The sequence below is a fragment of the Fusicatenibacter saccharivorans genome, from assembly GCF_027667425.1.
Taxonomy (GTDB): Bacteria; Bacillota; Clostridia; order Lachnospirales; family Lachnospiraceae; genus Fusicatenibacter; species Fusicatenibacter saccharivorans.
Genome location: NZ_JAQEGR010000012.1, coordinates 29,103 through 51,826 on the forward strand (window position 1 = coordinate 29,103; position 22,724 = coordinate 51,826).

At 46.1% G+C, this 22,724-nt stretch carries 19 protein-coding genes and 1 riboswitch; of the genes, 15 read left to right on the plus strand and 4 right to left on the minus strand.

Going from position 1 to position 22,724, the window contains the following annotated elements:
• Positions 1–67 precede the first annotated feature (67 nt).
• The 15 genes from PGS38_RS12035 (at position 68) to PGS38_RS12105 (ending at position 19,251) form a co-directional block, all read left to right on the plus strand.
• Complete coding sequence (locus PGS38_RS12035) at positions 68–2,143, plus strand: glycoside hydrolase family 31 protein (RefSeq protein WP_270476311.1); 2,076 nt, start codon at positions 68–70, stop codon at positions 2,141–2,143.
• Between the two features lie 292 nt (positions 2,144–2,435).
• On the plus strand, positions 2,436–4,613 hold the full coding sequence (locus PGS38_RS12040) for a PTS sugar transporter subunit IIABC (RefSeq protein ID WP_270476313.1): 2,178 nt from the start codon (positions 2,436–2,438) through the stop codon (positions 4,611–4,613).
• Between the two features lie 27 nt (positions 4,614–4,640).
• Positions 4,641–5,477 (plus strand): PRD domain-containing protein, encoded by an 837-nt coding sequence (locus PGS38_RS12045; RefSeq protein ID WP_118700621.1) that lies wholly within the window; start codon positions 4,641–4,643, stop codon positions 5,475–5,477.
• 4 nt (positions 5,478–5,481) lie between these two features.
• Entirely contained in the window at positions 5,482–5,739 is a 258-nt protein-coding gene (locus tag PGS38_RS12050; protein WP_117801790.1) for an HPr family phosphocarrier protein, read from the plus strand.
• Positions 5,740–5,762: 23 nt separating this feature from the next.
• The gene (ptsP, locus tag PGS38_RS12055; protein ID WP_118666954.1) at positions 5,763–7,391 is read left to right on the plus strand and encodes a phosphoenolpyruvate--protein phosphotransferase; all 1,629 of its coding nucleotides are present in this window, start codon (positions 5,763–5,765) and stop codon (positions 7,389–7,391) included.
• A 222-nt stretch (positions 7,392–7,613) separates the two neighbouring features.
• Positions 7,614–7,726, plus strand: a riboswitch (SAM riboswitch).
• Positions 7,727–7,852: 126 nt separating this feature from the next.
• Positions 7,853–9,040 (plus strand): methionine adenosyltransferase, encoded by a 1,188-nt coding sequence (gene metK / locus PGS38_RS12060; RefSeq protein ID WP_055267252.1) that lies wholly within the window; start codon positions 7,853–7,855, stop codon positions 9,038–9,040.
• Positions 9,041–9,238: 198 nt separating this feature from the next.
• Positions 9,239–10,732: an ATP-binding protein gene (locus PGS38_RS12065; RefSeq protein ID WP_270476352.1), complete on the plus strand. Its 1,494-nt coding sequence runs from the start codon at positions 9,239–9,241 to the stop codon at positions 10,730–10,732.
• Positions 10,729–11,418 (plus strand): response regulator transcription factor, encoded by a 690-nt coding sequence (locus PGS38_RS12070; RefSeq protein WP_117801792.1) that lies wholly within the window; start codon positions 10,729–10,731, stop codon positions 11,416–11,418. The genes PGS38_RS12065 and PGS38_RS12070 overlap by 4 nt, the downstream gene beginning before the upstream one ends.
• A gap of 27 nt (positions 11,419–11,445) precedes the next feature.
• A complete protein-coding gene (locus tag PGS38_RS12075) occupies positions 11,446–12,042 on the plus strand; it encodes a nucleoside/nucleotide kinase family protein (protein ID WP_117804503.1) in 597 nt (198 codons plus the stop codon).
• Between the two features lie 54 nt (positions 12,043–12,096).
• Complete coding sequence (gene holB, locus PGS38_RS12080) at positions 12,097–13,086, plus strand: DNA polymerase III subunit delta' (RefSeq protein ID WP_022461270.1); 990 nt, start codon at positions 12,097–12,099, stop codon at positions 13,084–13,086.
• Positions 13,087–13,090: 4 nt separating this feature from the next.
• A complete protein-coding gene (locus PGS38_RS12085) occupies positions 13,091–13,993 on the plus strand; it encodes a PSP1 domain-containing protein (RefSeq protein ID WP_055226011.1) in 903 nt (300 codons plus the stop codon).
• Between the two features lie 385 nt (positions 13,994–14,378).
• Complete coding sequence (locus PGS38_RS12090; RefSeq protein ID WP_055220409.1) at positions 14,379–15,128, plus strand: tRNA1(Val) (adenine(37)-N6)-methyltransferase; 750 nt, start codon at positions 14,379–14,381, stop codon at positions 15,126–15,128.
• A gap of 120 nt (positions 15,129–15,248) precedes the next feature.
• Positions 15,249–16,094 (plus strand): 16S rRNA (cytidine(1402)-2'-O)-methyltransferase, encoded by an 846-nt coding sequence (gene rsmI / locus PGS38_RS12095; RefSeq protein WP_055220333.1) that lies wholly within the window; start codon positions 15,249–15,251, stop codon positions 16,092–16,094.
• 35 nt (positions 16,095–16,129) lie between these two features.
• Complete coding sequence (locus PGS38_RS12100; protein ID WP_055220335.1) at positions 16,130–17,545, plus strand: family 43 glycosylhydrolase; 1,416 nt, start codon at positions 16,130–16,132, stop codon at positions 17,543–17,545.
• A 338-nt stretch (positions 17,546–17,883) separates the two neighbouring features.
• Entirely contained in the window at positions 17,884–19,251 is a 1,368-nt protein-coding gene (locus PGS38_RS12105; RefSeq protein WP_055220337.1) for an MATE family efflux transporter, read from the plus strand.
• Positions 19,252–19,365: 114 nt separating this feature from the next.
• On the opposite strand, the gene PGS38_RS12110 is transcribed toward PGS38_RS12105, so the two are convergent.
• The 4 genes from PGS38_RS12110 to PGS38_RS12125 form a co-directional block, all read right to left on the minus strand.
• Positions 19,366–20,610 (minus strand): aminopeptidase, encoded by a 1,245-nt coding sequence (locus PGS38_RS12110; RefSeq protein WP_117801896.1) that lies wholly within the window; start codon positions 20,608–20,610, stop codon positions 19,366–19,368.
• A gap of 25 nt (positions 20,611–20,635) precedes the next feature.
• Positions 20,636–21,352, minus strand: coding sequence for a histidine phosphatase family protein (locus PGS38_RS12115; protein ID WP_117510703.1), 717 nt, complete (start codon positions 21,350–21,352; stop codon positions 20,636–20,638).
• Positions 21,353–21,505: 153 nt separating this feature from the next.
• Positions 21,506–21,700, minus strand: a complete 195-nt coding sequence (locus PGS38_RS12120) for a hypothetical protein (RefSeq protein ID WP_055220341.1) — start codon at positions 21,698–21,700, stop codon at positions 21,506–21,508.
• Between the two features lie 346 nt (positions 21,701–22,046).
• Complete coding sequence (locus PGS38_RS12125; RefSeq protein WP_147341994.1) at positions 22,047–22,421, minus strand: hypothetical protein; 375 nt, start codon at positions 22,419–22,421, stop codon at positions 22,047–22,049.
• Between the last annotated feature and the right edge of the window lie 303 nt (positions 22,422–22,724).

The following is a 22,724-nucleotide window of genomic DNA, read 5'->3' on the forward strand; positions in this document are numbered from 1 at the left end:
TGAATACGAAAACGTTACCGATTATACATTTTGACTAAAAATAATAAAAACCAGAGGGGGACAATATATGTCTAATGAAGCAGAAACACAATATAATCCACAATGTGGGGAGCGAAGAACAATTTTTTCAGATGAGTATGATTTTCTTACGAAAATTGAATCAGTGTGTGCCAAAGAAGATGGAATACATTTTTTGGTACGTACATGGAAAGACCGTATAGCCACAGTTCGTATTACATTTTTGACACCATCGGTATTCAGATTTGTGATGGTGCCGGAGATGACTGCAAAAAGCCACAGACAGACGGTAGTCGAAGATGTACCTGAATCGGAGTTTGAAACAAAAAATGCAGAATTTACAGAAAATGAAGATCTGTATATATATGAAACAAATCAGTTAAGTCTTCATTTTTCAAAAAACTACTGGGAAATGTCCATCTATCAGAATGGAAAATTATTGACGAAAGAACAGGCTTTTGACACTAATGTCGATAACCGGTGGAAACAGCTTCCAACAGGATTTAGAGTAGATGCATCTGGAAAAAGTATAGCCTCATTTGAGCAGTTTGTATTATTCTCCGATGAGCAATTTTGGGGATTTGGAGAGAAGTTTACACATTTTAATAAACGTGGACAAAGAATAGAGTGTTGGCAAAAAGATGCATTGTCTACTAATACGGAGGATTCATATAAAAGTCATCCGTATTTTACAAGCAGCCGGGGATATTCCGTATTGTTAAATACATTTACGCGTTCATCATTTGATATGGGTGCTTCATCATGGATCAGTTATCAGATGGGCAGTGACGATCCTATTCTGGATTATATTTTCCTGGCAGAAGAAAGCAAAGACTATAAGAAGCTGTTGCAGCAGTATTTGCAGATTACAGGGCAGATACCTATGATTCCACAGTGGGCTTTTGGTTTCTGGATGTCAAAATGCTCTTATATGAGCCGTAAAGAAGTCGAGGATGTTGTTGCTGATGCTGAAAAATTTGGAATAGGTATCGATGTAATTCATATCGATGGCTGGCAGAGGCAGGATATGTCTGGTGTATGGGAATGGGATACAGAACGTTTCCCTGAACCGGAAGAAATGATTAAAGAATTAAATAAAAAGAACATACATTTAAGTCTTTGGAATTATCCGTACTTGCAGGAAGATTCGCCGGCATTTAAGGAACTGGCAGAACGTGGATTTTTTATAAAAAATAAAGAAGGGCATCCTGCAATGTTTAAAGCGACTGCAGATTCAGAGCTTTTGTGTGCTTGCTTTGATTTCACAAATCCGGAATTTCTGGCATGGTATGAGGAACGTGTGAAAAAAATCGTCAGAATGGGTGTATCAGTGATAAAGACAGATTTCTCTGAAGCAGTACCTGAAGATGTTGTATTTTACAATGGCATGAGCGGGCGAGAAGGACATAATCTTCTGACGTATCTGTATGCAAAAAATATTTACACATGGATGAAAGAAATTTGCGACGAACGTGGGGAATTGCCAATGCTTTGGGGACGCAGTGGGTATGTGGGTTCTCATATGATCCCGGCAGCATGGGCAGGAGATTCTTCCAGTGATAAAGCAAGTCACAGTGCAATCCTTCAGGCCGGACTTGGGATGGCTATGTCTGGTGTATCTTTCTGGGGTTATGATCTTGGCGGATTTTATAACACAGGTTATATCGGAAATGAGGAACGTCCGAATATAGAAGATTACCTTTCCTCTGTGCAGATGGGATTGTGGATGCCATTATCCAGAGCGCACGGTAAAACACCGCGGGAACCATGGCAGTATGGAGATATGGCATTAAAAGAAGTAAAAAAATGGATTAACTTCAGACATCGACTTGTGCCATATCTTTATCACACCGCCTGCCAGAGTCATCAGTCTGGTATTCCAATGATTCGTCCGCTTGTGATGGAATATCCGAAAGATCCAATCGCAAAGACACAGAATCTGTCTTATATGCTTGGTGATGCATTGCTTATTTCACCCGGATTTGACAGAGATGAATATGAACTGTATCTTCCGGAAGGCCGGTGGCAGGATATTGAAAGTAAAGAAGTATTGCATGTGCCTGCACAACTATGGAAACAGGAAGATCTTGAATTTATGACATTTCAAAAAAAAGATGTTGATTAGCTATTGTGCACAAAATAGATGCATAAGAATGTGAAAAATGGATAAAAAGAAAAAAGCTGAAATCATAAGAACTGACTTGACAAAAGAGATTTATCTGTGCTATATTCAACTACAGTTGTAGTGTGTAACTCGATTTTTGGAGGCATTAACTATACATAACAGGAATTGTTTATGTGGGTTAGTGTCTCTTTTTTGTACTCTGTTTCAGAAAAAGAGTACAGACCGGCTAAAAAGATGCAAAACCGCAGAAACTCTTCTTGTAAAAAGTATAAACTACACAAGGAGTAAAAAAATGAAGGACAAAATTTTTAGTGTTCTGCAGCGAGTGGGAAGAAGCTTTATGCTCCCGATCGCAATTCTTCCGGTAGCCGGACTTTTACTGGGAATCGGAAGCTCATTTACCAATGCAACCACGATTGAAACGTATGGGATGACAAGCTTGCTCGGCAACGGCACAATTCTTCATGCGCTGTTGGTGATCATGAACAAAGTAGGAAGTGCGGTGTTTGATAACCTGCCTCTGATTTTTGCGGTAGGTGTTGCAATTGGTATGGCAAAGAAGGAAAAAGAGGTTTCTGCCCTGTCAGCCGTTATTGCATATTTCGTTATGAATACAGCGATTAACGCAATGCTGACTATTACGGGTCAGATTCTGGAAAACGGAGAAATTGCAGAATCCGTTCTGGAAGGAACCATCACTTCTGTCTGCGGTATTCAGTCGCTGCAGATGGGTGTGTTTGGCGGTATTATTGTCGGTCTTGGAGTCGCAGCACTTCATAATCGATTTTACCGGATCCAGCTTCCGAACGCACTTTCTTTCTTTGGAGGTACTCGTTTTGTACCGATTATTTCTACGATCGTCTATATGTTTGTGGGAATTTTAATGTATTTTGTATGGCCGGTTGTACAGAACGGCATTTATGCGCTGGGTGGCCTGGTAACCGGCTCCGGTTATGTCGGAACGCTGATTTTCGGTCTGATTAAACGGGCACTGATTCCATTTGGTCTGCATCACGTATTTTATATGCCGTTCTGGCAGACGGCAGTCGGAGGTACCATGGAAGTGGCAGGACAGATGGTGCAGGGCGGACAGAATATTTTCTTCGCACAGCTTGCGGATTCTGCGAATATCGCACATTTCAGTGCAGATGCAACGAGATATTTCTCCGGAGAATTTATTTTTATGATTTTCGGACTTCCGGGAGCGGCACTTGCCATGTACCATTGTGCGAAACCGGAGAAGAAAAAAGCAGCAGGCGGTCTGCTTCTTTCCGCAGCACTTGCGTGTATGGCAACCGGTATCACAGAACCGCTGGAATTCTCGTTCCTGTTTGTTGCACCGGCGTTGTTTGTCGTGCAGGTTATTCTTGCGGGAACAGCTTATATGATCGCACACATCCTGAATATCGCAGTAGGTCTTACCTTTTCCGGCGGACTTCTGGACTTCTTCCTGTTCGGTATTCTGCAGGGAAATGAAAAGACAAGCTGGATGAGGGTGATTCCGGTCGGCATTCTTTATTTCTTCCTGTATTATTTTATCTTCAAATTCATGATTAAAAAGTTTGATTTTAAGACACCGGGCCGTGAGGATGATGATGTGGAAACCAAGCTTTATACGAAAGCAGATGTAAAAGCAAGAAAAGAGGCGCAGAACGATGGGGTGGCATCGGAAGATGCCATGAGTGAAGCAATCACAAAAGGTCTTGGCGGAAAGAAAAATATTTCGGATGTGGACTGCTGTGCAACAAGACTGCGCTGTACTGTTCATGATGCAGCGAAAGTCAGCGATGGTATTTTAAAGGCGACAGGGGCATCTGGCGTTGTGCATAAAGGAAATGGTGTACAGGTTATTTACGGACCGAATGTAACTGTGATAAAATCAAATTTAGAGGATTATCTGGAAAAAGCTCCGAATACGTATGCGGAAGCAGAAAATGCAGAAGCAGAAAATGCACCAGCCCAAAAAGAGGCGGAGCCAGCGCAGGAAACAAAAGAACAGAAGGTTGTGGATACCATTACTGTCTGCAGTCCAATGAGCGGACTGGCAGCTGATCTTTCTACTGCGCCGGACGAAGCGTTTGCGGAAAAGATGATGGGAGACGGCGCTGTTGTAACACCGGAAGATCCTTATGTGCGTGCTCCGGAGGACGGAGAAGTTGCGTTTGTTTTTGACACAAAACATGCGATTGGATTTGTAACCGATTCCGGGGTCAGCCTTCTGATTCATGTCGGAATTGATACAGTAAAACTGAACGGAGAGGGATTTGAGGCACTGGTAGAAAGCGGTCAGACCGTGAAAAAAGGTGATCCGATGCTGAAGCTGGATCTGGAATATCTGAAAACACATGCGCCGTCGGTTACATCACCGGTTCTTTGCACAGAGCTGGAGGAGAACCAGAGAATCCGTCTTTTGACAGACGGACCGGTAAAAGCAGGAGATCCTTTATTTGCGATTGAGATTCTCGCGTAAGCTGTGCCTTAAAAACGGGTGAGAAGAATGTACAGGATAGCAAAAACACTGAACCACAATTCATTTATTGGAGTGGAAGAAGAAAATAACCGGGAATATCTGGTCATGGGGAAAGGAATTGCATTTGGGAAAAAAATGGGACAGCGTGTACAGCCGGGAGACGATGCCCGCATTTATTCCCTGACAGAGATGACGGAGCGAGGAAATGCCAGAACCATTGTACAGGGCGTTTCTCCGCTCAGCCTGGAGCTGGCGAGTGCCGTGCTTGACGAGGCAGAAAAGGAATTTGGAAAAATTGACCGTTCCATCGTCTTTCCAATGGCAGATCATCTGGATTTTGCTGTCCGGCGGATTCAGAACGGTGAGCAGATCAGCAATCCGCTCACCGACGATATCCGTGTGATGTTTTACAAAGAGTATAAAGTTGCTTCCTGTATCAGGGAGCTTTTAAAAGAACGGCTTCAGATCGAAATTGATGAACATGAAATCGGCTATCTTGCACTTCATGTTCATTCGGCAATTGTGGAGGAAAATGTTTCACAGGCCATGGAAGTAGCAAGAGCAGTCCGGGAGAGCATTTCTTTGGTGGAGCATATCACCGGGCATACCATCGATGTGATGTCGTTGTCGTATAACCGTATGATGAACCATATCCGCTATATGGTTGCAAGAGCGGTCAGTGGGGAAAAACTGAAAGTAAATATGAATGACTACATGTCCGTAAAGTTTCCGAAAGCCTTTCAGGCGGCGAAACGAATCTGTGAGGAGATGGAAAAGAGGCTGAAACTTCCGATGGAGGAGATTGAAATTGGATATCTCGCTATGCACATAGAACGGATTATGGACAGAGAAGAAGGAGAATAAAAGCATGAAATCATTTGAATATACCATTAAAGATGAACTGGGAATTCACGCAAGACCGGCAGGAATGCTGGTAAAGGAGGCAAAAAATTTTGCATCGGAATGCACCATCACAAAAGATGGAAAAACGAAAAAACTGACTCAGCTGATGATGCTGATGTCACTTGGTGTAAAGCAGGGAGATACCGTAACCGTTGCAGCAAACGGAGAGGACGAAGATGCAGCGATTGAGACGCTGAAAGCGTTTTTCGAAGCAAATCTGTAAAAAGTACGCTCGGAGGATAAAAAATGCAGTATTTTCAGGGGAAATCCGTATATAAAGGAATTGTTATGGGACCGGTTGCGGTTCTGAAGAAAAATGATTACCAGGTTAAAAGAGCCCGGATTGAAGATCCGGAAGCAGAAGTAAAACGTGTGAAAGAAGCCGTGGAGGTTTCGAAAAAACAGCTTGGCAGACTGTATGACAAGGCAGTCCGGGAAGTTGGAGAGGCAAGTGCGGCGATCTTTGAAGTCCATCAGATGATGCTGGAGGATGAGGACTATCTGGAATCAATGGAGAACATGATCCGGACAGAACTGGTAAATGCAGAATATGCAGCGGCAGCAACCGGCGATAATTTTGCAGAGATGTTTGCAGCTATGGATGATGAATATATGAAGGCTCGTTCCGCAGATGTAAAAGATATTTCCGAACGTCTGGTCCGCAATTTAAGCGGCGAGGGAGATAACGACCTGAGTTCTATGGAACCATCTGTTATAGTGGCAGACGATTTAAGTCCGAGTGAAACTGTACAGATGGACAAAGAAAAAATACTTGCGTTTGTGACTGTGCATGGATCTACCAATTCTCATACTGCGATTCTTGCGCGAATGATGAATATTCCGGCATTAATCGGCGTCCCGATGGATTTAAACGGTCTGAAAACAGGCATGACGGCCGTTGTAGACGGTTTTTCAGGTCAGGTTATCTTTGAGCCGGAGGAGGATGTGCGGAAGGAAACCGAAAAAAGAATGCAGGAAGAAGCAGAAAAACAGAAGCTTCTTGAGGAGTTAAAAGGAAAAGAAAATATTACGCCGGATGGCCGTAAGATCAACATCTATGCAAATATCGGCAGTGTTGGTGACCTTGGCTATGTGATGGAAAATGATGCCGGTGGAATTGGACTTTTCCGAAGCGAATTCCTCTATCTTGGAAGAAATGATTTCCCAACGGAGGAAGAACAGTTTCAGGCATATAAACAGGCCGTGCAGACCATGGCAGGCAAAAAAGTGATTATCCGTACGCTGGATATCGGGGCAGATAAGCAGGTAGAATACTTTAATCTTGGAAAAGAAGAAAATCCGGCGCTTGGGTACCGTGCAATCCGGATTTGTCTGAAACAGCCGGAAATTTTTAAAGCGCAGCTTCGCGCATTGTTCCGCGCAGCCGTTTACGGAAACCTTTCTGTCATGTATCCGATGATCACATCAACAGAAGAGGTAGAAAAAATCTACGCAATTGTTGCAGAGGTAGAGGAAGAGCTGAAAGCACAGGAAGTGCAGTATAAAATTCCGGAGCAGGGCATTATGATCGAGACACCGGCAGCCGTGATGATCAGCGACCGTCTGGCGGAAATGGTGGATTTCTTCAGCATCGGAACGAATGACCTGACGCAGTATACCCTGGCGATTGATCGTCAGAATGAACAGCTGGATGATTTCTACAATCCACACCATGAAGCCGTTCTTCGGATGATTCGCATGGTGGTGGAAAATGCACACAAATGCGGAAAATGGGCAGGAATCTGCGGGGAGCTCGGTGCAGATCTGACATTGACGGAGCAGTTTGTACGAATGGGAGTGGATGAGCTTTCTGTTGCTCCGTCCATGATTCTGAAGCTGCGGAAGGTTGTCCGCGAGATGAAAGCAGAAGAGTAGAAAAAACGATACAGCAGATAAGAAAACTCTCTGTTTTGGAGAGTTTTCTTATCTGTTCACAAATAACAGAAGATACAGCCGAAAAATCAGAAAAAAAGAAAGGATGTTTGGGACAACAGTAAGAAAATGTCTCAAATCCTTTTATTTCCTCTTGACGAATGGCGTATTTTGCGATAGTGTATCAGAGTAGCAAAAAACAAAATCAAAAATTCAGTTGCTTTTCTCTTATTCAGAGTGGTGGAGATACATAGGATCTGTGAAACCACGGCAACCCCCAGACAGAATGGTCTGTACGGGAAGGTGCCAGCCTGAGCGAAATTTTCGAACAATAAGGGGATTTGAACATTACTATTCAGGTCCGCTAAAAATTGCGGATCTTTTTTTACGAAAAAATGTTCAGGGAAAGCCAAAGCCCACGAACGAAAAGCAAAAGAGAAGAGAAGAAAAAAAGGAGAAAAAGAATGGAAAAAAGACTGTTTACTTCTGAGTCTGTAACCGAAGGACATCCGGACAAAATCTGTGATGCCATTTCTGATGCGATTCTGGATGCGCTGCTTGAGCAGGATCCGATGAGCCGCGTAGCTTGCGAAACCTGTACTACAACAGGATACGTTATGGTAATGGGTGAGATTACATCCAACGCACACATTGATTTCCAGCAGGTTGTACGTGATACCGTTCGCGAAATCGGCTACGACCGTGCAAAATACGGATTTGACGCAGATACCTGCGCTGTTGTAACTGCAATTGACAAACAGTCCACCGATATCGCTATGGGTGTAGACAAAGCGCTCGAAGCAAAAGAGAACAATATGAGCGATGAGGAGATCGATGCCATTGGAGCAGGAGATCAGGGAATGATGTTCGGATTCGCAACCAACGAGACCGAAGAGTACATGCCATACCCGATCTACATGGCACACAAACTGGCTCGCCAGCTGACCAAAGTCCGCAAAGACGGTACTTTAACATACCTGCGTCCGGATGGAAAAACACAGGTAACCGTAGAGTACGATGAGAACGGCAAACCGTTCCGTCTTGATGCGGTTGTTCTTTCCACTCAGCATGATCCGGAAGTATCCCAGGAGCAGATTCATGAGGATATCAAAAAATACGTATTCGACGAAATCATTCCGGCAGACATGGTAGATGAGCACACCAAGTTCTTCATCAACCCTACCGGCCGTTTCGTAATCGGCGGACCTCACGGAGATTCCGGTCTGACCGGCCGTAAGATCATCGTAGACACCTACGGCGGATACGCTCGTCACGGCGGCGGAGCTTTCTCTGGAAAAGACTGCACAAAAGTAGACCGTTCTGCAGCTTATGCAGCACGTTACGTAGCAAAGAACATCGTAGCAGCAGGTCTTGCTGATAAATGCGAGGTTCAGCTTTCCTACGCAATCGGTGTCGCTCATCCGACCTCTATCATGATCGACAGCTACGGCACAGGAAAACTGTCCGACAACAAACTGACCGATATCGTTCGCGAGAACTTTGATCTTCGCCCGGCTGGAATCATCAAAATGCTGGATCTGCGCCGTCCGATCTACAAACAGACTTCCGCTTACGGACACTTCGGAAGAAACGATCTGGATCTGCCGTGGGAGAAACTGGACAAGGTAGAAGACCTGAAAAAATACCTTTAAAACACGGTTGTTCGTACGAACCTTGTGTTTATAGAAAGTTTAGAAAGATTCATCTAAGTTAATGAAAAATCCTCAGGCGTTGTGCTATAATAAATTTAGACTGCGTACTGAGGATTTTTTTCTGTCCTGCGGGCGCGGAAAATACGAAATATGTGTTGGAAAACAGGTGAATTTTATATGGAAAAAAAGAAAAAAAGCATGAAATTACGGACGAGAGTCATCATTTCTTTTTTCATCATCATACTGGTTCCGATTGTGATGTGCGCCTTAACGTTTTACTTTTTTGTAGGGTATAAGACGAAGAGCATTGGTGAAAAATATGGTCTCGCAAACGCAACGTATCGAACCATTTCGAACAATACGCTGCTTTTGAATGCGATGACAGCAGAAGAGTACGACGAGGTGGAGAAGACCGCAAAATCGGATACCTCGATGCTGGAAGAAACGGATTATCTCGCCATTCTGAATGCGAGACTGAAGAAAAAACAGTCGTTTATTGCGGTGTGTGAAAACGGAACCATCATTTACAACGGATCGGCAGAGCTGTCGTCGGAGGAACTGGAAAATGAGCTGCCGAAATACGGCGATCCAGGCGCCAATTCCCAAGGCGGTGTTTATTTCCGAAATGAAAAACAGTGGATGGTCAAACAGGTGGACTATGAGAACGTGGACGGAAAAGAATGCAGTGCGTTTATCGTAACCAAGACAGATCAGATTGCGCCGCAGATTACGGGTATGGCAAGAGAACTTGCTGTTGTGACGGTTCTGATTCTGGTGTTCACCAGCCTTGGCCTGAGCCTTTGGATTTACCGCGGTGTGATCGGCCCGCTCGGACAGCTGAAGAAGGCGACGCAGAACATCAAAGACGGAAATCTTGACTTTACCGTGGAGCCGTGTGGTGTGGCAGAGATCAATGATCTCTGCGAGGACTTCGAGGAGATGCGCATCCGGCTGAAAGAGACGGCGGAGGAAAAGGTTGAGTTCGACAAAGAGAATAAAGAGCTGATCAGCAACATTTCGCATGACCTGAAAACGCCGATTACCGCGGTCAAAGGATATGTGGAGGGCATCATGGACGGTGTGGCGAATACGCCGGAGAAGATGGACCGTTACATCCGCACGATTTACAATAAGGCAAATGAGATGGATTGTCTGATTAATGAGCTGACGTTTTATTCCAAGATTGACACGAACCGTATTCCGTATACGTTTTCAAAAATCCACATCGCAGATTACTTTGATGACTGCGTGGAGGAGCTGAATCTGGAACTTGACGCGCAGCATGTGGATCTGACATACTTTAATTACCTCGAGGACGACCCGGTCGTCATTGCGGATGCGGAGCAGATCAAGCGTGTCATCAATAATATTGTAAGCAATTCCATCAAATATATGGACAAGAGCCATAAGGTCATCAACATCCGTCTGCGCGATGTCGGAGATTTTGTGCAGGTGGAGATTGAGGATAACGGAAAGGGAATTGCGACGAAGGATCTGACGAAGATTTTCGATCGCTTTTATCGCACCGATGCGTCCCGCAACAGCACGAGGGGCGGCAGCGGAATTGGCCTTTCGATTGTGAAGAAAATTCTCGAAGACCACGGCGGAAAAGTGTGGGCCACCAGCAAAGAAGGGGTGGGCACCACGATGTACTTTGTATTAAGAAAATATCAGGAGGTACCTGTTTCATGAGTAAAATACTGATTGTTGAGGATGAGGAATCCATTGCAGATCTGGAGAAAGATTATCTGGAGCTTTCGGGCTTTGAGGTGGAGATTGAAAACCAGGGAGACACCGGTCTTGTACGGGCGATCAAGGAGGATTTTGATCTGCTGATCCTGGATCTGATGCTGCCGGAGGTGGATGGCTTTGAGATCTGCCGCGAAGTGCGTGAAAAGAAGGATATTCCGATTATCATGGTTTCTGCAAAGAAGGATGATATTGATAAAATCCGCGGACTGGGCCTTGGTGCGGATGACTATATGACAAAGCCGTTTTCCCCAAGTGAGCTGGTTGCGCGCGTGAAAGCACATCTGGCACGGTACGAACGTCTGGTCGGAAGCGGCAAGAAGGAAAATGATATCGTGGAGATCCGCGGCATCAAGATTGACAAGACGGCACGCCGCGTGTGGGTGAATGGCGAGGAGAAGCAGTTTACGACAAAAGAATTCGATTTGCTGACCTTCCTTGCGGAGAATCCGAACCGCGTCTTTACAAAAGAGGAGCTGTTCCGGGAGATCTGGGATATGGAGTCGATCGGAGATATTGCGACGGTTACGGTGCATATCAAGAAGATCCGTGAAAAGATTGAGTTTAATACGGCAAAGCCGCAGTATATCGAGACGATCTGGGGCGTTGGATATCGGTTTAAGGCATAAAGAATCTGTGTTTCGGGGAGAGATAAAATGGGAAAAATTTACTATCTGATGGGAAAAAGTGCGTCAGGGAAAGATCATATTTATGAGCATCTGATCCAGGAGACGGCGCTGGATTTAAAACCGTTTGTCCTGTATACAACACGGCCGATCCGGAGCGGGGAGCAGGACGGAAGAGAGTATTTCTTTGTGGATGAAAAACGGCTTTCGGAACTGCGGGAGGCCGGAAAGATTATCGAGGAGCGCATGTATTCGACGGTGCAGGGGCCGTGGTATTATTTTACGGCGGATGACGGGCAGATTGATCTTGTGAAGCATGATTATCTCGGAATCGGGACACTGGAATCGTATCTGAAATTAAAGGCATACTTCGGGGAGCAGGCGATGGTTCCGCTGTATGTCGAGGTGGACGATGGGCTGCGGCTTTCGCGGGCACTGGAACGGGAAAGAAAACAGACAGAGCCGAAATACGCGGAGATGTGCCGGAGATTCCTGGCGGACTGTGAGGATTTTACGGAGGAGAAAATTGCGGAAGCTGGAATTGTCCGCAGATTTTTCAATAATTCTACGCCGGAAGACTGTTTTTCCGAAATTCAGAATTTTGTGGAACAACAGAAAAAGTTGTGATATACTTAATGCAGTATTAGTAAGAAATACAAAAGAACTCCAGGGGGTGATTTTATGCAGGGTTTTCAGAAGGTTGTAGGACATCAGGAAATCATAACGCATTTACAGAATGCCATTTCGATGAATAAAGTATCTCATGCTTATCTTTTTGGCGGAGAGAGTGGATCGGGAAAGAAAATGATGGCTTCACTGTTTGCGATGACGCTTCAGTGCGAGAAGCACGGGGTCGAGCCCTGTATGGAATGCCCGTCCTGTAAAAAGGCACAGAGCCAGAATCATCCGGATATCATTTATGTGAAGCATGAAAAGCCGAACACCATCAGCATCGATGAAATCCGCGAGCAGCTCATTAACGATGTGATGATCAAGCCGTACAGCAGTCCGTACAAGATTTATATCATCGACGAGGCGCAGAAGCTGACACTTCAGGCGCAGAACGCGCTGCTGAAGACGATCGAGGAGCCGCCGGCCTACGCAGTTGTCATGCTTCTGGCAGACAACCCGGATGCGCTGCTTCCGACGATTTCGTCACGCTGCGTGCAGTTAAATTTAAAACCAGTGGGAGACCAGCTTGTGAAAGATTATCTGATGAACGAAATGCATGTGCCGGATTACCAGGCAGAGGTTGATGCGTCCCTGGCGCAGGGAAATATCGGAAAAGCAGAGCGGATTGCCCGTTCTCCGGAATACGAGGAGACGCTGGAAAGTGCACTCCGCATGGCAAAGTACGCCGACAGTATGCCGCTGTATGAAATCGTGGAGACGATCAAAAAACTGACGGCCGAAAAAGACAATATTGATGATTACTTCGATATCTTTTCTTTATGGTTCCGCGATGTTCTGCTCTTTAAGGCGACAAAAGAGGTCGATTCCCTTGTGTTCAAGCAGGAGCTGAATGGAATCCGTGAGAGAGCAAATAAGAGCTCATACGAAGGCCTGGAGAAGATTATAGAGGCGATTCAGAAGGCGAGAGCCCGCCTGAACGCGAATGTTAATTTTGATTTAACCATGGAGCTTATGTTCCTGACAATGAAGGAAAACTGATAGCATGATAACAATTATAGGAGTACGTTTTCGAAACGTAGGAAAAGTATATTATTTCTCGCCGAGAGAGCTGGACATCTGCGTGGGCGACCACGTTATCGTTGAGACGGCGCGCGGCGTAGAGTATGGTTTCGTTGTGCTGGGGCCAAAAGAAGTTGACGATTCCAAGGTGATCCAGCCGTTGAAAGAAGTCATCCGCATTGCAACGCCGAAGGATGATGCGCGGGAGGAGAGCAACCGCAAGAAAGAAAAAGAAGCGTTTGAAATCTGCCAGAAGAAGATCCGGGCGCACAACCTGGAGATGAAGCTGATCGATGCAGAGTATACGTTTGACAATAACAAGATGCTGTTTTACTTTACCGCCGACGGAAGAATTGATTTCCGTGAGCTGGTAAAGGATCTGGCGGCTGTCTTTAAGACGAGAATCGAGCTTCGCCAGATCGGTGTCCGCGATGAGACAAAGATCCTCGGCGGAATCGGCATCTGCGGCAGACCGCTTTGCTGCCATACGTATCTGTCCGAGTTTGCACCGGTTTCGATCAAGATGGCAAAAGAGCAGAACCTGTCCCTGAACCCGACGAAGATTTCGGGTGTCTGCGGACGACTGATGTGTTGCCTGAAAAACGAGCAGGAAACCTATGAATACCTGAACCGCAAGCTGCCGGGTGTCGGCGATATCGTAACGCTGCCGGACGGCATGAAAGGTGAGGTTTCCGGTGTGAATGTGCTTCGTCAGCTCGTAAAAGTGCTGGTGGATGTGAACGATGAGAAGGAAATGCGGGAGTGCCCGGTGGAAGAGCTCAAGTTCAAGCCGAAGCATAAGAAGGAAAAAGGCAAAGAGAAGAAAAAAGACAGAAACAGCTCCGGGGAGCAGGCTTCTTCGGAAGAGGCAAAACAGCCGGAATAAGAAAAAGATAAAGAAAGTCCTGTGCTCACACGAAATCTGTGGTGCACAGGCTTTTGGCTTTACAGAAAACTTCGTTGAAATTTCCTGTAAAGCAAAAGCCCTCCGGGCAGGATCGCACTGCGGCAGAGGGGAATTAGGTCGCCGGAGCGACCCGCCGCAGGCGGAGAATCCTGCAAAGCAGGATTCTTTGTGGCGAGAAATGCGTTGCGGAAGCAAATGACAAAAGCGGGGAAATCTGGTATACTGGAACGCAGAGAAGTGAGGCATCCAATAGGCAAAGCAGGTTGTTTTGATACTACCATTTTGCATGCGAAAAGGATAGAAGATGGGAAGATCTGCAGCGACGGAGACTTTTTTCGCCGGAGCAGAAAAAGAGGAAGGATTTATGGAAAACAGAGAAGAATTTTTGAAGCCGGGAGAGCGGCTCGATGATCTGCAGAACGGTTACTGGATGATACAGAATCCATCCCTTTTCTGCTACGGAATCGATGCAGTGCTGCTGGCCTCCTACGCAAAGGTGAAACGCGGGGAGTGTGCGATGGACTTCTGTACAGGATCGGGAATTGTACCGATTCTTTTGAAAGCAAAGACAAACGGAGAGCATTTTTCCGGGCTGGAAATTCAGGAATACAGCGCCGAGATGGCGCAGCGGAGTGTGAGGTATAATCATCTGGAAAATGAAGTTGAGATTTTCCGGGGAGATGTGAAGACGGCATCGCAGCAGTTTGGAAAAGAAGTATTTGATGTGGTAACGTGCAATCCGCCGTATATGACAGGACAGCACGGACTGACGAATGCGCTCGAGGCGAAAACAATTGCGCGGCATGAGGTGCTGTGCTCATTTGATGATATTGCAAAAGAAGCGTCGGCGGTTTTAAAGACAAAAGGACGGTTTTATCTGGTACACCGGCCGTTCCGGCTGGCAGAGATTTTTTCAACGCTGAAAAAGTATCATCTGGAACCAAAAAGGATGCAGCTGGTATATCCGTTCGTGGACAAGGAGCCGAATATGGTGCTGATTGAGGCGATGAAGGGCGGGAATCCGAGAATTACCGTGGAGAAGCCGCTGATTGTGTATGAGACACCGGGCGTGTATACAAAGGATATCCGGGAATTGTACGGTGATGGAAGGTAGAAACCCGTACAGACACGCTCTAATACATCGTTATTAAATAGGACACTTGGGGACAGAATTTGCAGGAGTTTTGAAATAGAAAGAAAATTGCCGGAAAAGATCTGGCAAAGAGGAATCAATATGGCAGGGAAATTATATTTGTGTGCAACACCGATTGGAAATCTGGAGGACATGACCTTCCGTGCAATCCGTATTCTGCAGGAAGTCGATCTGATCGCGGCGGAGGATACGAGAAACAGCATTAAGCTGCTGAATCACTTTGAAATTCACACGCCGATGACAAGCTATCACGAATACAACAAATACGACAAGGGACGCGAACTGGTGCAGAAGCTGCTGGCGGGAACGAACATTGCGTTGATTACGGATGCAGGAACGCCGGGAATTTCCGATCCGGGAGAGGAACTCGTAAAAATGGCGTATGAGGCGGGAATTGAAGTAACAAGCCTGCCGGGCGCGTGCGCGTGCGTGACGGCACTGACGCTGTCGGGACTTTCGACGAGAAGATTTGTGTTTGAAGCATTTCTTCCACCGGATAAAAAAGAGCATAAGCTGGCGCTGGAGCGGCTGAAAAATGAGACACGAACCATGATCGTGTACGAGGCGCCGCATCATCTGCTGAAGACATTGCGAGAACTGCTGGAAACGCTCGGAAATCGCAGACTGACGATTTGTCGTGAGCTGACCAAAAAGCACGAGACGGCATGGCAGACTACGATGGAAGATGCCATCACACGCTATGAGCAGGAAGATCCGAAGGGCGAATGTGTTCTTGTGATCGAAGGCAGAAGCCAGAAAGAAATCGAGGACGAAGCGAAGGCTGCGTTTGAGGAGATTTCGATTGAGGAACATATGAAACGGTATGAAGACCAGGGGATTACGCGGAAAGAGGCGATGAAGCTCGTGGCAAAAGACCGTGGCGTGACGAAGAGAGATATTTATCAGTATTTACTGGGAAAAGAATAACGATATGCCGGCGGGCAGGAAAGAGAGGAAGAAGTATGAAAATCTATTATCAGCATCCGAATACCTGGTTTGGAGATTGCATGCCATTTGGAAAGGATGACACCTTTTATCTGTTTCATCAGAGAGATACCAGAGTGCCGTGTCCTTTCGGAGAGCCGTTTGGCTGGGATCTGGCAACAACAAAGGACTTTGTGACATATGAGGATTGTGGAGCAGCAATTCCAAGAGGAACCGATGAAGAGCAGGATCAGTTTATTTTTGCCGGAAGTATCTGCGAGGATCGGGAAGGAAAATATCACGCATTTTATACCGGCTACAACCGGGATTATCCCAAACAGGGAAAACCGTCACAGGTACTGATGCATGCGGTCAGCGAGGATCTGAAACACTGGACGAAAACTCAGGATACGGTAAAATTTGCTCCGCAGCCGGGATATGATCCGGATGACTGGAGAGATCCGTTTGTACTGTGGGATGATGAATCGGAAAAATATATCCTGATTCTGGGTGCACGGCTGGAAGGCGACAAGCATAAAACAACAGGAAGAACGGTTTACTTTACATCAGACAATCTTGTGGACTGGGAGTTTCAGGGAGACTTCTGGGCACCGGATCTGTTTACGATGCATGAGATGCCGGATCTGTTTAAGATGGGTGACTGGTGGTATCTGATTACAACAGAATATTCTCATGCTTCCACACAAGTGTATCGAATGGCAAAGAGTCTCAAAGGACCGTGGATTGCACCGGATGACGATGCGTTTGACGGAAGAGCTTATTATGCCGGAAGAACCTTTATGTTAAATAATCAGAGAATTTTGTTTGGCTGGGTTCCTACACGTGCGAATGAGACAGACAGCGCAAATCTTCGCTATACGCCGGATTCGGACAAGGAAGATTTTATCTGGGCGGGAACGTTTGTTGCACATGAGCTGTACCAGAGGAAAGACGGCACACTTGGATGCCGGATCCCGGATACCGTATGGAATGCATTTAAAGATGAGAAAAAAATTGATGATGTAAAACTGGAAAAAGAATCGGGAAGAGCACTGAAACATGTGCTGACACACACCGGTGACTGTTATCGATATGAAGCAGATGTTACGTTTACAGAAGGTACGCGTGGATTCTCGATCGGGGTAAGAGCACAGGAAGCAGATGATGAATTTTATTCCTTTACCTTTGAATGCCCGAAGGATCGTGTGATTTTCGAAAAATCTCCGAACTGGCCATGGCCGCAGATGAACAATATGGGTCTGGAACGTCTGATCCGTCTGACACCGGGGAAAAAATATCATGTACAGATTATTGTGGATGATACAATTGCCACATTATATGTGGATGGAGTTGCCCTGAACACCCGCATGTATACCAGTCCGGGAGAAGGAATCTGTCTGGGAGCCATAGATGGAAGTGTGGTATTTGAGAACCAGAGTATTGCATATCGCTAAAGTGGGAAAAGAATAACAAAAACGGAGGCAGATGCAGGAATACGATTACAGTTCACTTTGCAATGAAGCACTTGTTATTTCACTGCGTAAGAAAGTGATTCAGGCGTGAGCAGCTCTCCATTTGCGAAGCAAAAGGAGGGCTGCGAATGTTACAGTTTGCTAGATATCAGTGAACTGTAACGGATTGCTTCTGGGAAAGAGACAGATCATGGACGAAAAGCGGTAAAAGTTTTGTATTATTATATTTTTTTACAGAGTTGGAGATTTTCCTTGCCCGGTAGCTCCTCCCGTCTGTTATAATGGGCGTAATGAAGTTTTTTTGAGGGAGGAAATTTTTTATGTCACAGTCACAAACTCAGCGGAGTTCCCGGGTTGATCTGCTTCACGGATCGATTCTGAAATCTCTGCTTCTTTTTGCACTTCCGATCATGGCATCCCGTGTATTTCAGCAGATTTACAACACGATGGACACACTGATTGTCGGCCATACACTCGGCGATTCGTCGATTGCAGCTATGGGTGCCTGCTCGTCGATCTATGAAATGATGACCGGATTTACGTTCGGCGTCGGAAACGGGCTCGCGATCGTCACGGCGCGATGCTTTGGAAGACAGGAGACGGAACGGATGAAAAAATCCGTTGCATCCTGTATCGTTATTGGTATTACCGTTACACTGGTGGTCACCGTTCTTGCAACGATTTTCATGCATCCGCTGTTGCGGCTGCTGAAAACACCGGCAGAAATCCTCGAAGAATCCTACAGCTACATTTCAATTCTATCCGTTTTTCTGTTTGTCATGTTTGCCTACAACCTGTGCTCCGGTCTGTTGGGAGCAATCGGAAACAGCTTTATGCCGCTTGTTTTCCTGATTATTTCATCGTTGGTAAACATTGTACTGGATTTGCTGTTTATCCGTTCTTTCGGCATGGGTGTTCGCGGTGCTGCAATTGCAACCGTGATTGCGCAGGGAATTTCCGTCGTGCTCTGCCTGATTTATATTGTTACCAAAGCAAAAATTCTGCTTCCGGAAAAACGTCATTTTGAACCGGATCGCGGACTGTACATGGAGCTTCTGGCACAGGGATTTTCGATGGGATTTATGAGCAGTATTATCTATGTCGGTTCGATTGTCCTGCAGCCGGGCATCAACAGCCTTGGCTATGAAACAATTGCGGGACACACGGCTGCGAGAAAGCTGTTTTCCTTCTCGATGATGCCGCTTTCCTCGATGGCACAGGCAGTCAACACGTATGTGGCACAGAACCGCGGCGCGGACAACTGGGAGCGCGTACGGAAAGGCATTCGCTATGCTTATATTTTCTGCTTCAGCGTGACCGCATGCCTGATTCTTCTTGTCACGCCGCTTGCACCGACGATGGTTCATCTGATCTCCGGCTCGTCCGACCCGACTGTCCTCGGAAACGGAGCCCGCTACCTCCGTGTAGCCATTCCGTTCTTCTTTGCGCTCGGCCTCGTCAACTGCAGCCGCCTTGCACTGCAGGCACTCGGAGAAAAGATTCTTCCGCTGCTGTCGAGTTTTATTGAGCTTTTCGGAAAAATTATTTTTGCGATGGTGTTTATCCCGCGCTACCACTACAGTGCCGTGATCTGGTGCGAACCGATCATCTGGTGCTTCATGGCAGCAGAACTTGTGATTTCGCTGTATCGAAATCCTTATATGAGAAAAGGAAAGTCTGGAAACTAATTTTTTTCAAAAACAGAACCCGGGGCAGTCTACAAAAAACGGTAGATTGCCCCGGGTCTGTTTTTTTGACTAAATAAAGGAAGTCCCCTGCTTCTATTGCGAAAAACAGCAGATTTACTCTGCCCAGGTACCATTTACAAAAATATCGGTTTCGCTTCCATCTTCGCGGATACCTACGATGTGCAGGTCATCCGATCCAACCATAAAGTCAACGTGGATCAGAGAATCATTCACACCTTTTTCCAGAATTTCCTCGTTGCTCATCTCCAGAAATCCATCGAGCACCTCAGGGAAACCGGCGCCAGCTGCAACGTGACAGCATGCGTTTTCATCGAAAAGGGTATTAAAGAACATCAGCCCGGACTGGTTAATCGGAGATTCTTTCGGAACGAGTGCAACCTCGCCGAGCATTGCAGCACCGGCGTCCATGGCGAACATTTTTTTCAAAACCTCTTCGCCCTGCTCTGCGTGGCAGTCAACGACTTTTCCATCCTTGAAATCGACGGTAAAGTTGTTGATGATCTGTCCCGACCAGCTTAAAGGTTTTGTGGAAACGAGACGGCCTTCACATTTTCCTCTCATCGGGCTGGTGAAGACTTCTTCGGTCGGCATGTTTGGAACATAGAAGGTGTTGTTCGTATGGTTGATATCACCGGCACCGCTCCATTTTGCGCCCGGAATCAGCTCAACGGTGAAATCCGTACCGTTTTTGCTGGTGTAATGCAGCTTGTGGAATGCCTGCTCATTCAGCCAGCTGGCTTTCTGGGTCATGAGGTCGCAGTGTGCCTGCCAGATCTTTTCTGCATCTTCGCCGTCTTTTAAGTAAACACAGTCGAAAATAGCATCCCACAGTTTTTCAACAGCAATATCCTCCGGCTCGCCCGGGAATACTTTTTCTGCCCATTTTGGAGAAGCGGCGGCAACGATCAGCCACTGATGCTTTCCATCAAGTTGGTCACGGTATTTTTTAATGACCTTTCCACGCATCTGACGAACGGTGGAGAGCAGGTCCGCAGGAATGCCGGCGAGCTCGTCCGGATCGGAGGAGTCGATGAAAATGCGAACCGGCAGATCAACCGTCATCTGTTTGAAACGCTCTTCTTCCCAGTGCGGAACCGCGCCAAGCGTTTCTGCGGTGGCATACTGATAATGCATTTTGTTGATCTCACCGCATTCCCAGATCACTTCCACATAGCTTGCGCCCGCCTGATAGCACTCCTCTGTCACCATCTGGGTAAGCAGAACCTGATCGACGCCGGCCTGGAGGCGGACACGCTGTCCTTTCTGTACATTTGCGCCGATTTTTACGATCAGCTTTGCATATTCTCTTAATTTTGCCTGAAATTTTGCTTCATTCATGATAAAAGACTCCTTTTTGTGATTTTTAAAACTGAAATGGATCATTAAAGGCTCCATAGTACGAAACCGGTTCGCCCGCGGAAAGCAGATGATGGACATCGCCGACGGTCTGGCAGCGGAAGTATACTTCGCCCAGCTTGCGTTCCTCGCTTCCGACGATTGTGACGGAAGTCGGTGCCAGGAACATGCCCTGCCAGAGCTGTACCGGCGTCATATTCAGCAGATGCGACAGTGCCACACAGGTGACGCCGAGATGGCAGAAGCAGACGATGACGGCTTCACGGTTTGTTTCATCCGAAGCGTGATAGCGGTAGCCGTCGCGTACATAGCCGTAGCGCGCAAGCAGTGCATCGAGTCCGTCGGTCACGAAATGGTAATTCTCGTCCATGTTTCCGGTCTGCATGATCGGATTTTTCGTCCAGAGATCCTGGTCATAGAGATCCCGGTTTGCATCGAGCACATCCGGCAGAAAATCCCATGGAATCCGGCGTTTTCCAGTCTCCGGGTCCAGGACGGGTGCATCAAATTCCCGCAGCCATGGGAGAATTTCAGCTTCACGGCCCGCATTTTTCAGCGTAAAAGAAGCCGTATCTTTTGCACGGCCAAGCGGAGAACAGTAAAAATCGGTGACATTCCATTTCGCTGTGCGTTTCGAAAGCAGCTCGGCCTCGCGCCAGCCTTTTTCGGTCAGAGAATCAATTTCATAATTTGGTTCGCCGTGGCGGATAAAAATAATTTTCATAACGTTCCTTTCTTCGTATGTCGAAAAAATGGTGGATTTCGACATAGAAAAGTAAAATTTCGTCCCGAAAGATCTGTGCCGGAGCATAAAAGAATTCAGAACTAAGAGCATTTCATTCAGTATATCATAAATAGTCAGATTTGTGTGAATTTCTTATCGGCCTCTCCCCCAGTTCAGCTCCCCGTTGGTAAACTCAGCCCAGTTGTACTGCGCCATGTATTCACCATGGTACTGGTTGATCGCGGAAAGTTTTCCCTCGCACCAGTCAAAATAGTCACAGGAGACTTCTTCCGGGCAGATCCACAGGCTTCCTCTGGCGGACGCAACGAGCGTTTCACAATGATACACTTTTAACGAATAAAAATTTGTGAAGCGGAAGCTCCCTTTTTGATACGCTGCATCTTGAGAGAGTAGCTAGTAGCAGTCCTGTAGGTAGGTGCAAACAGGAGAAAAATATGCTATAGTAAAAACAGCGTAAGGGGAAACAAAAAGTAATGCAGCAAGAGGAAAGAGGATGATAAACTGTCGGTCATCATGGTCTGTCTGAACGCTCAAAAAGAAACCGATGATGTATTTCTTCAGATGATGAAGACACTACTTGGTGTTGAAATGCCGGAGAATGAATTTTTGAAATTGATGCATACGTAAAAGAACAGGCACGATTCCCGAAAAAGGTGATTCGTGCCTGCTTTTTTTACTTTTCTACTTCTTCATACTGGTTGCCTTCCGGGTCACGCAGGTTATCATCTACATAAATTTTTCTTCCTTTGGTATCCAGTCTTTCTTTGTAGTCCATAGAGAAGGCGCCTAGTGAAGCGGCCAGAAAGCTAAAAACAATCGTTGCTTTAGAAAGGTTCTGTAAAAATTTGAGGGCGCCATAAATAATCAGGTTTTTGTAATACTCCAGCCGCAGTCCTTTTTCAACACCCCGTGCAGTGAGGCGGCAGATAAGCAGAACAACGGCCAGCATAAATGCACCGATAACCAGAAGAAAAATTCCGGCTTCATGATATTTTCCAGGTAAATAGCAGGCGCCGATTACGATCATGATCGGGGCAATTAAGGACATGGTAAAAACCATTTCGGCACGAAAGGTAAAAAATCGATACATCAAAAAGATTAAGATTAGGATAGCGATGAAAAGCATATTAGTTTTCTCCTTCGTAATGTTATAAATGATATAAAGCTTTTTTGCAGAAAAAGCAGATGAATTTGTGTGAAAAATTTTGCATATTTTGGATTTTTCCTGTATACTTAGATCAATGTCGACAGGAAAACAGCATTCTGCCCAAGCCATCGGATATTTGCTGTTGTCCGGAAAGGAACTTTGATACTACATGAGCGATTTTTCACAAAGGCTTGAAAAGGAAAT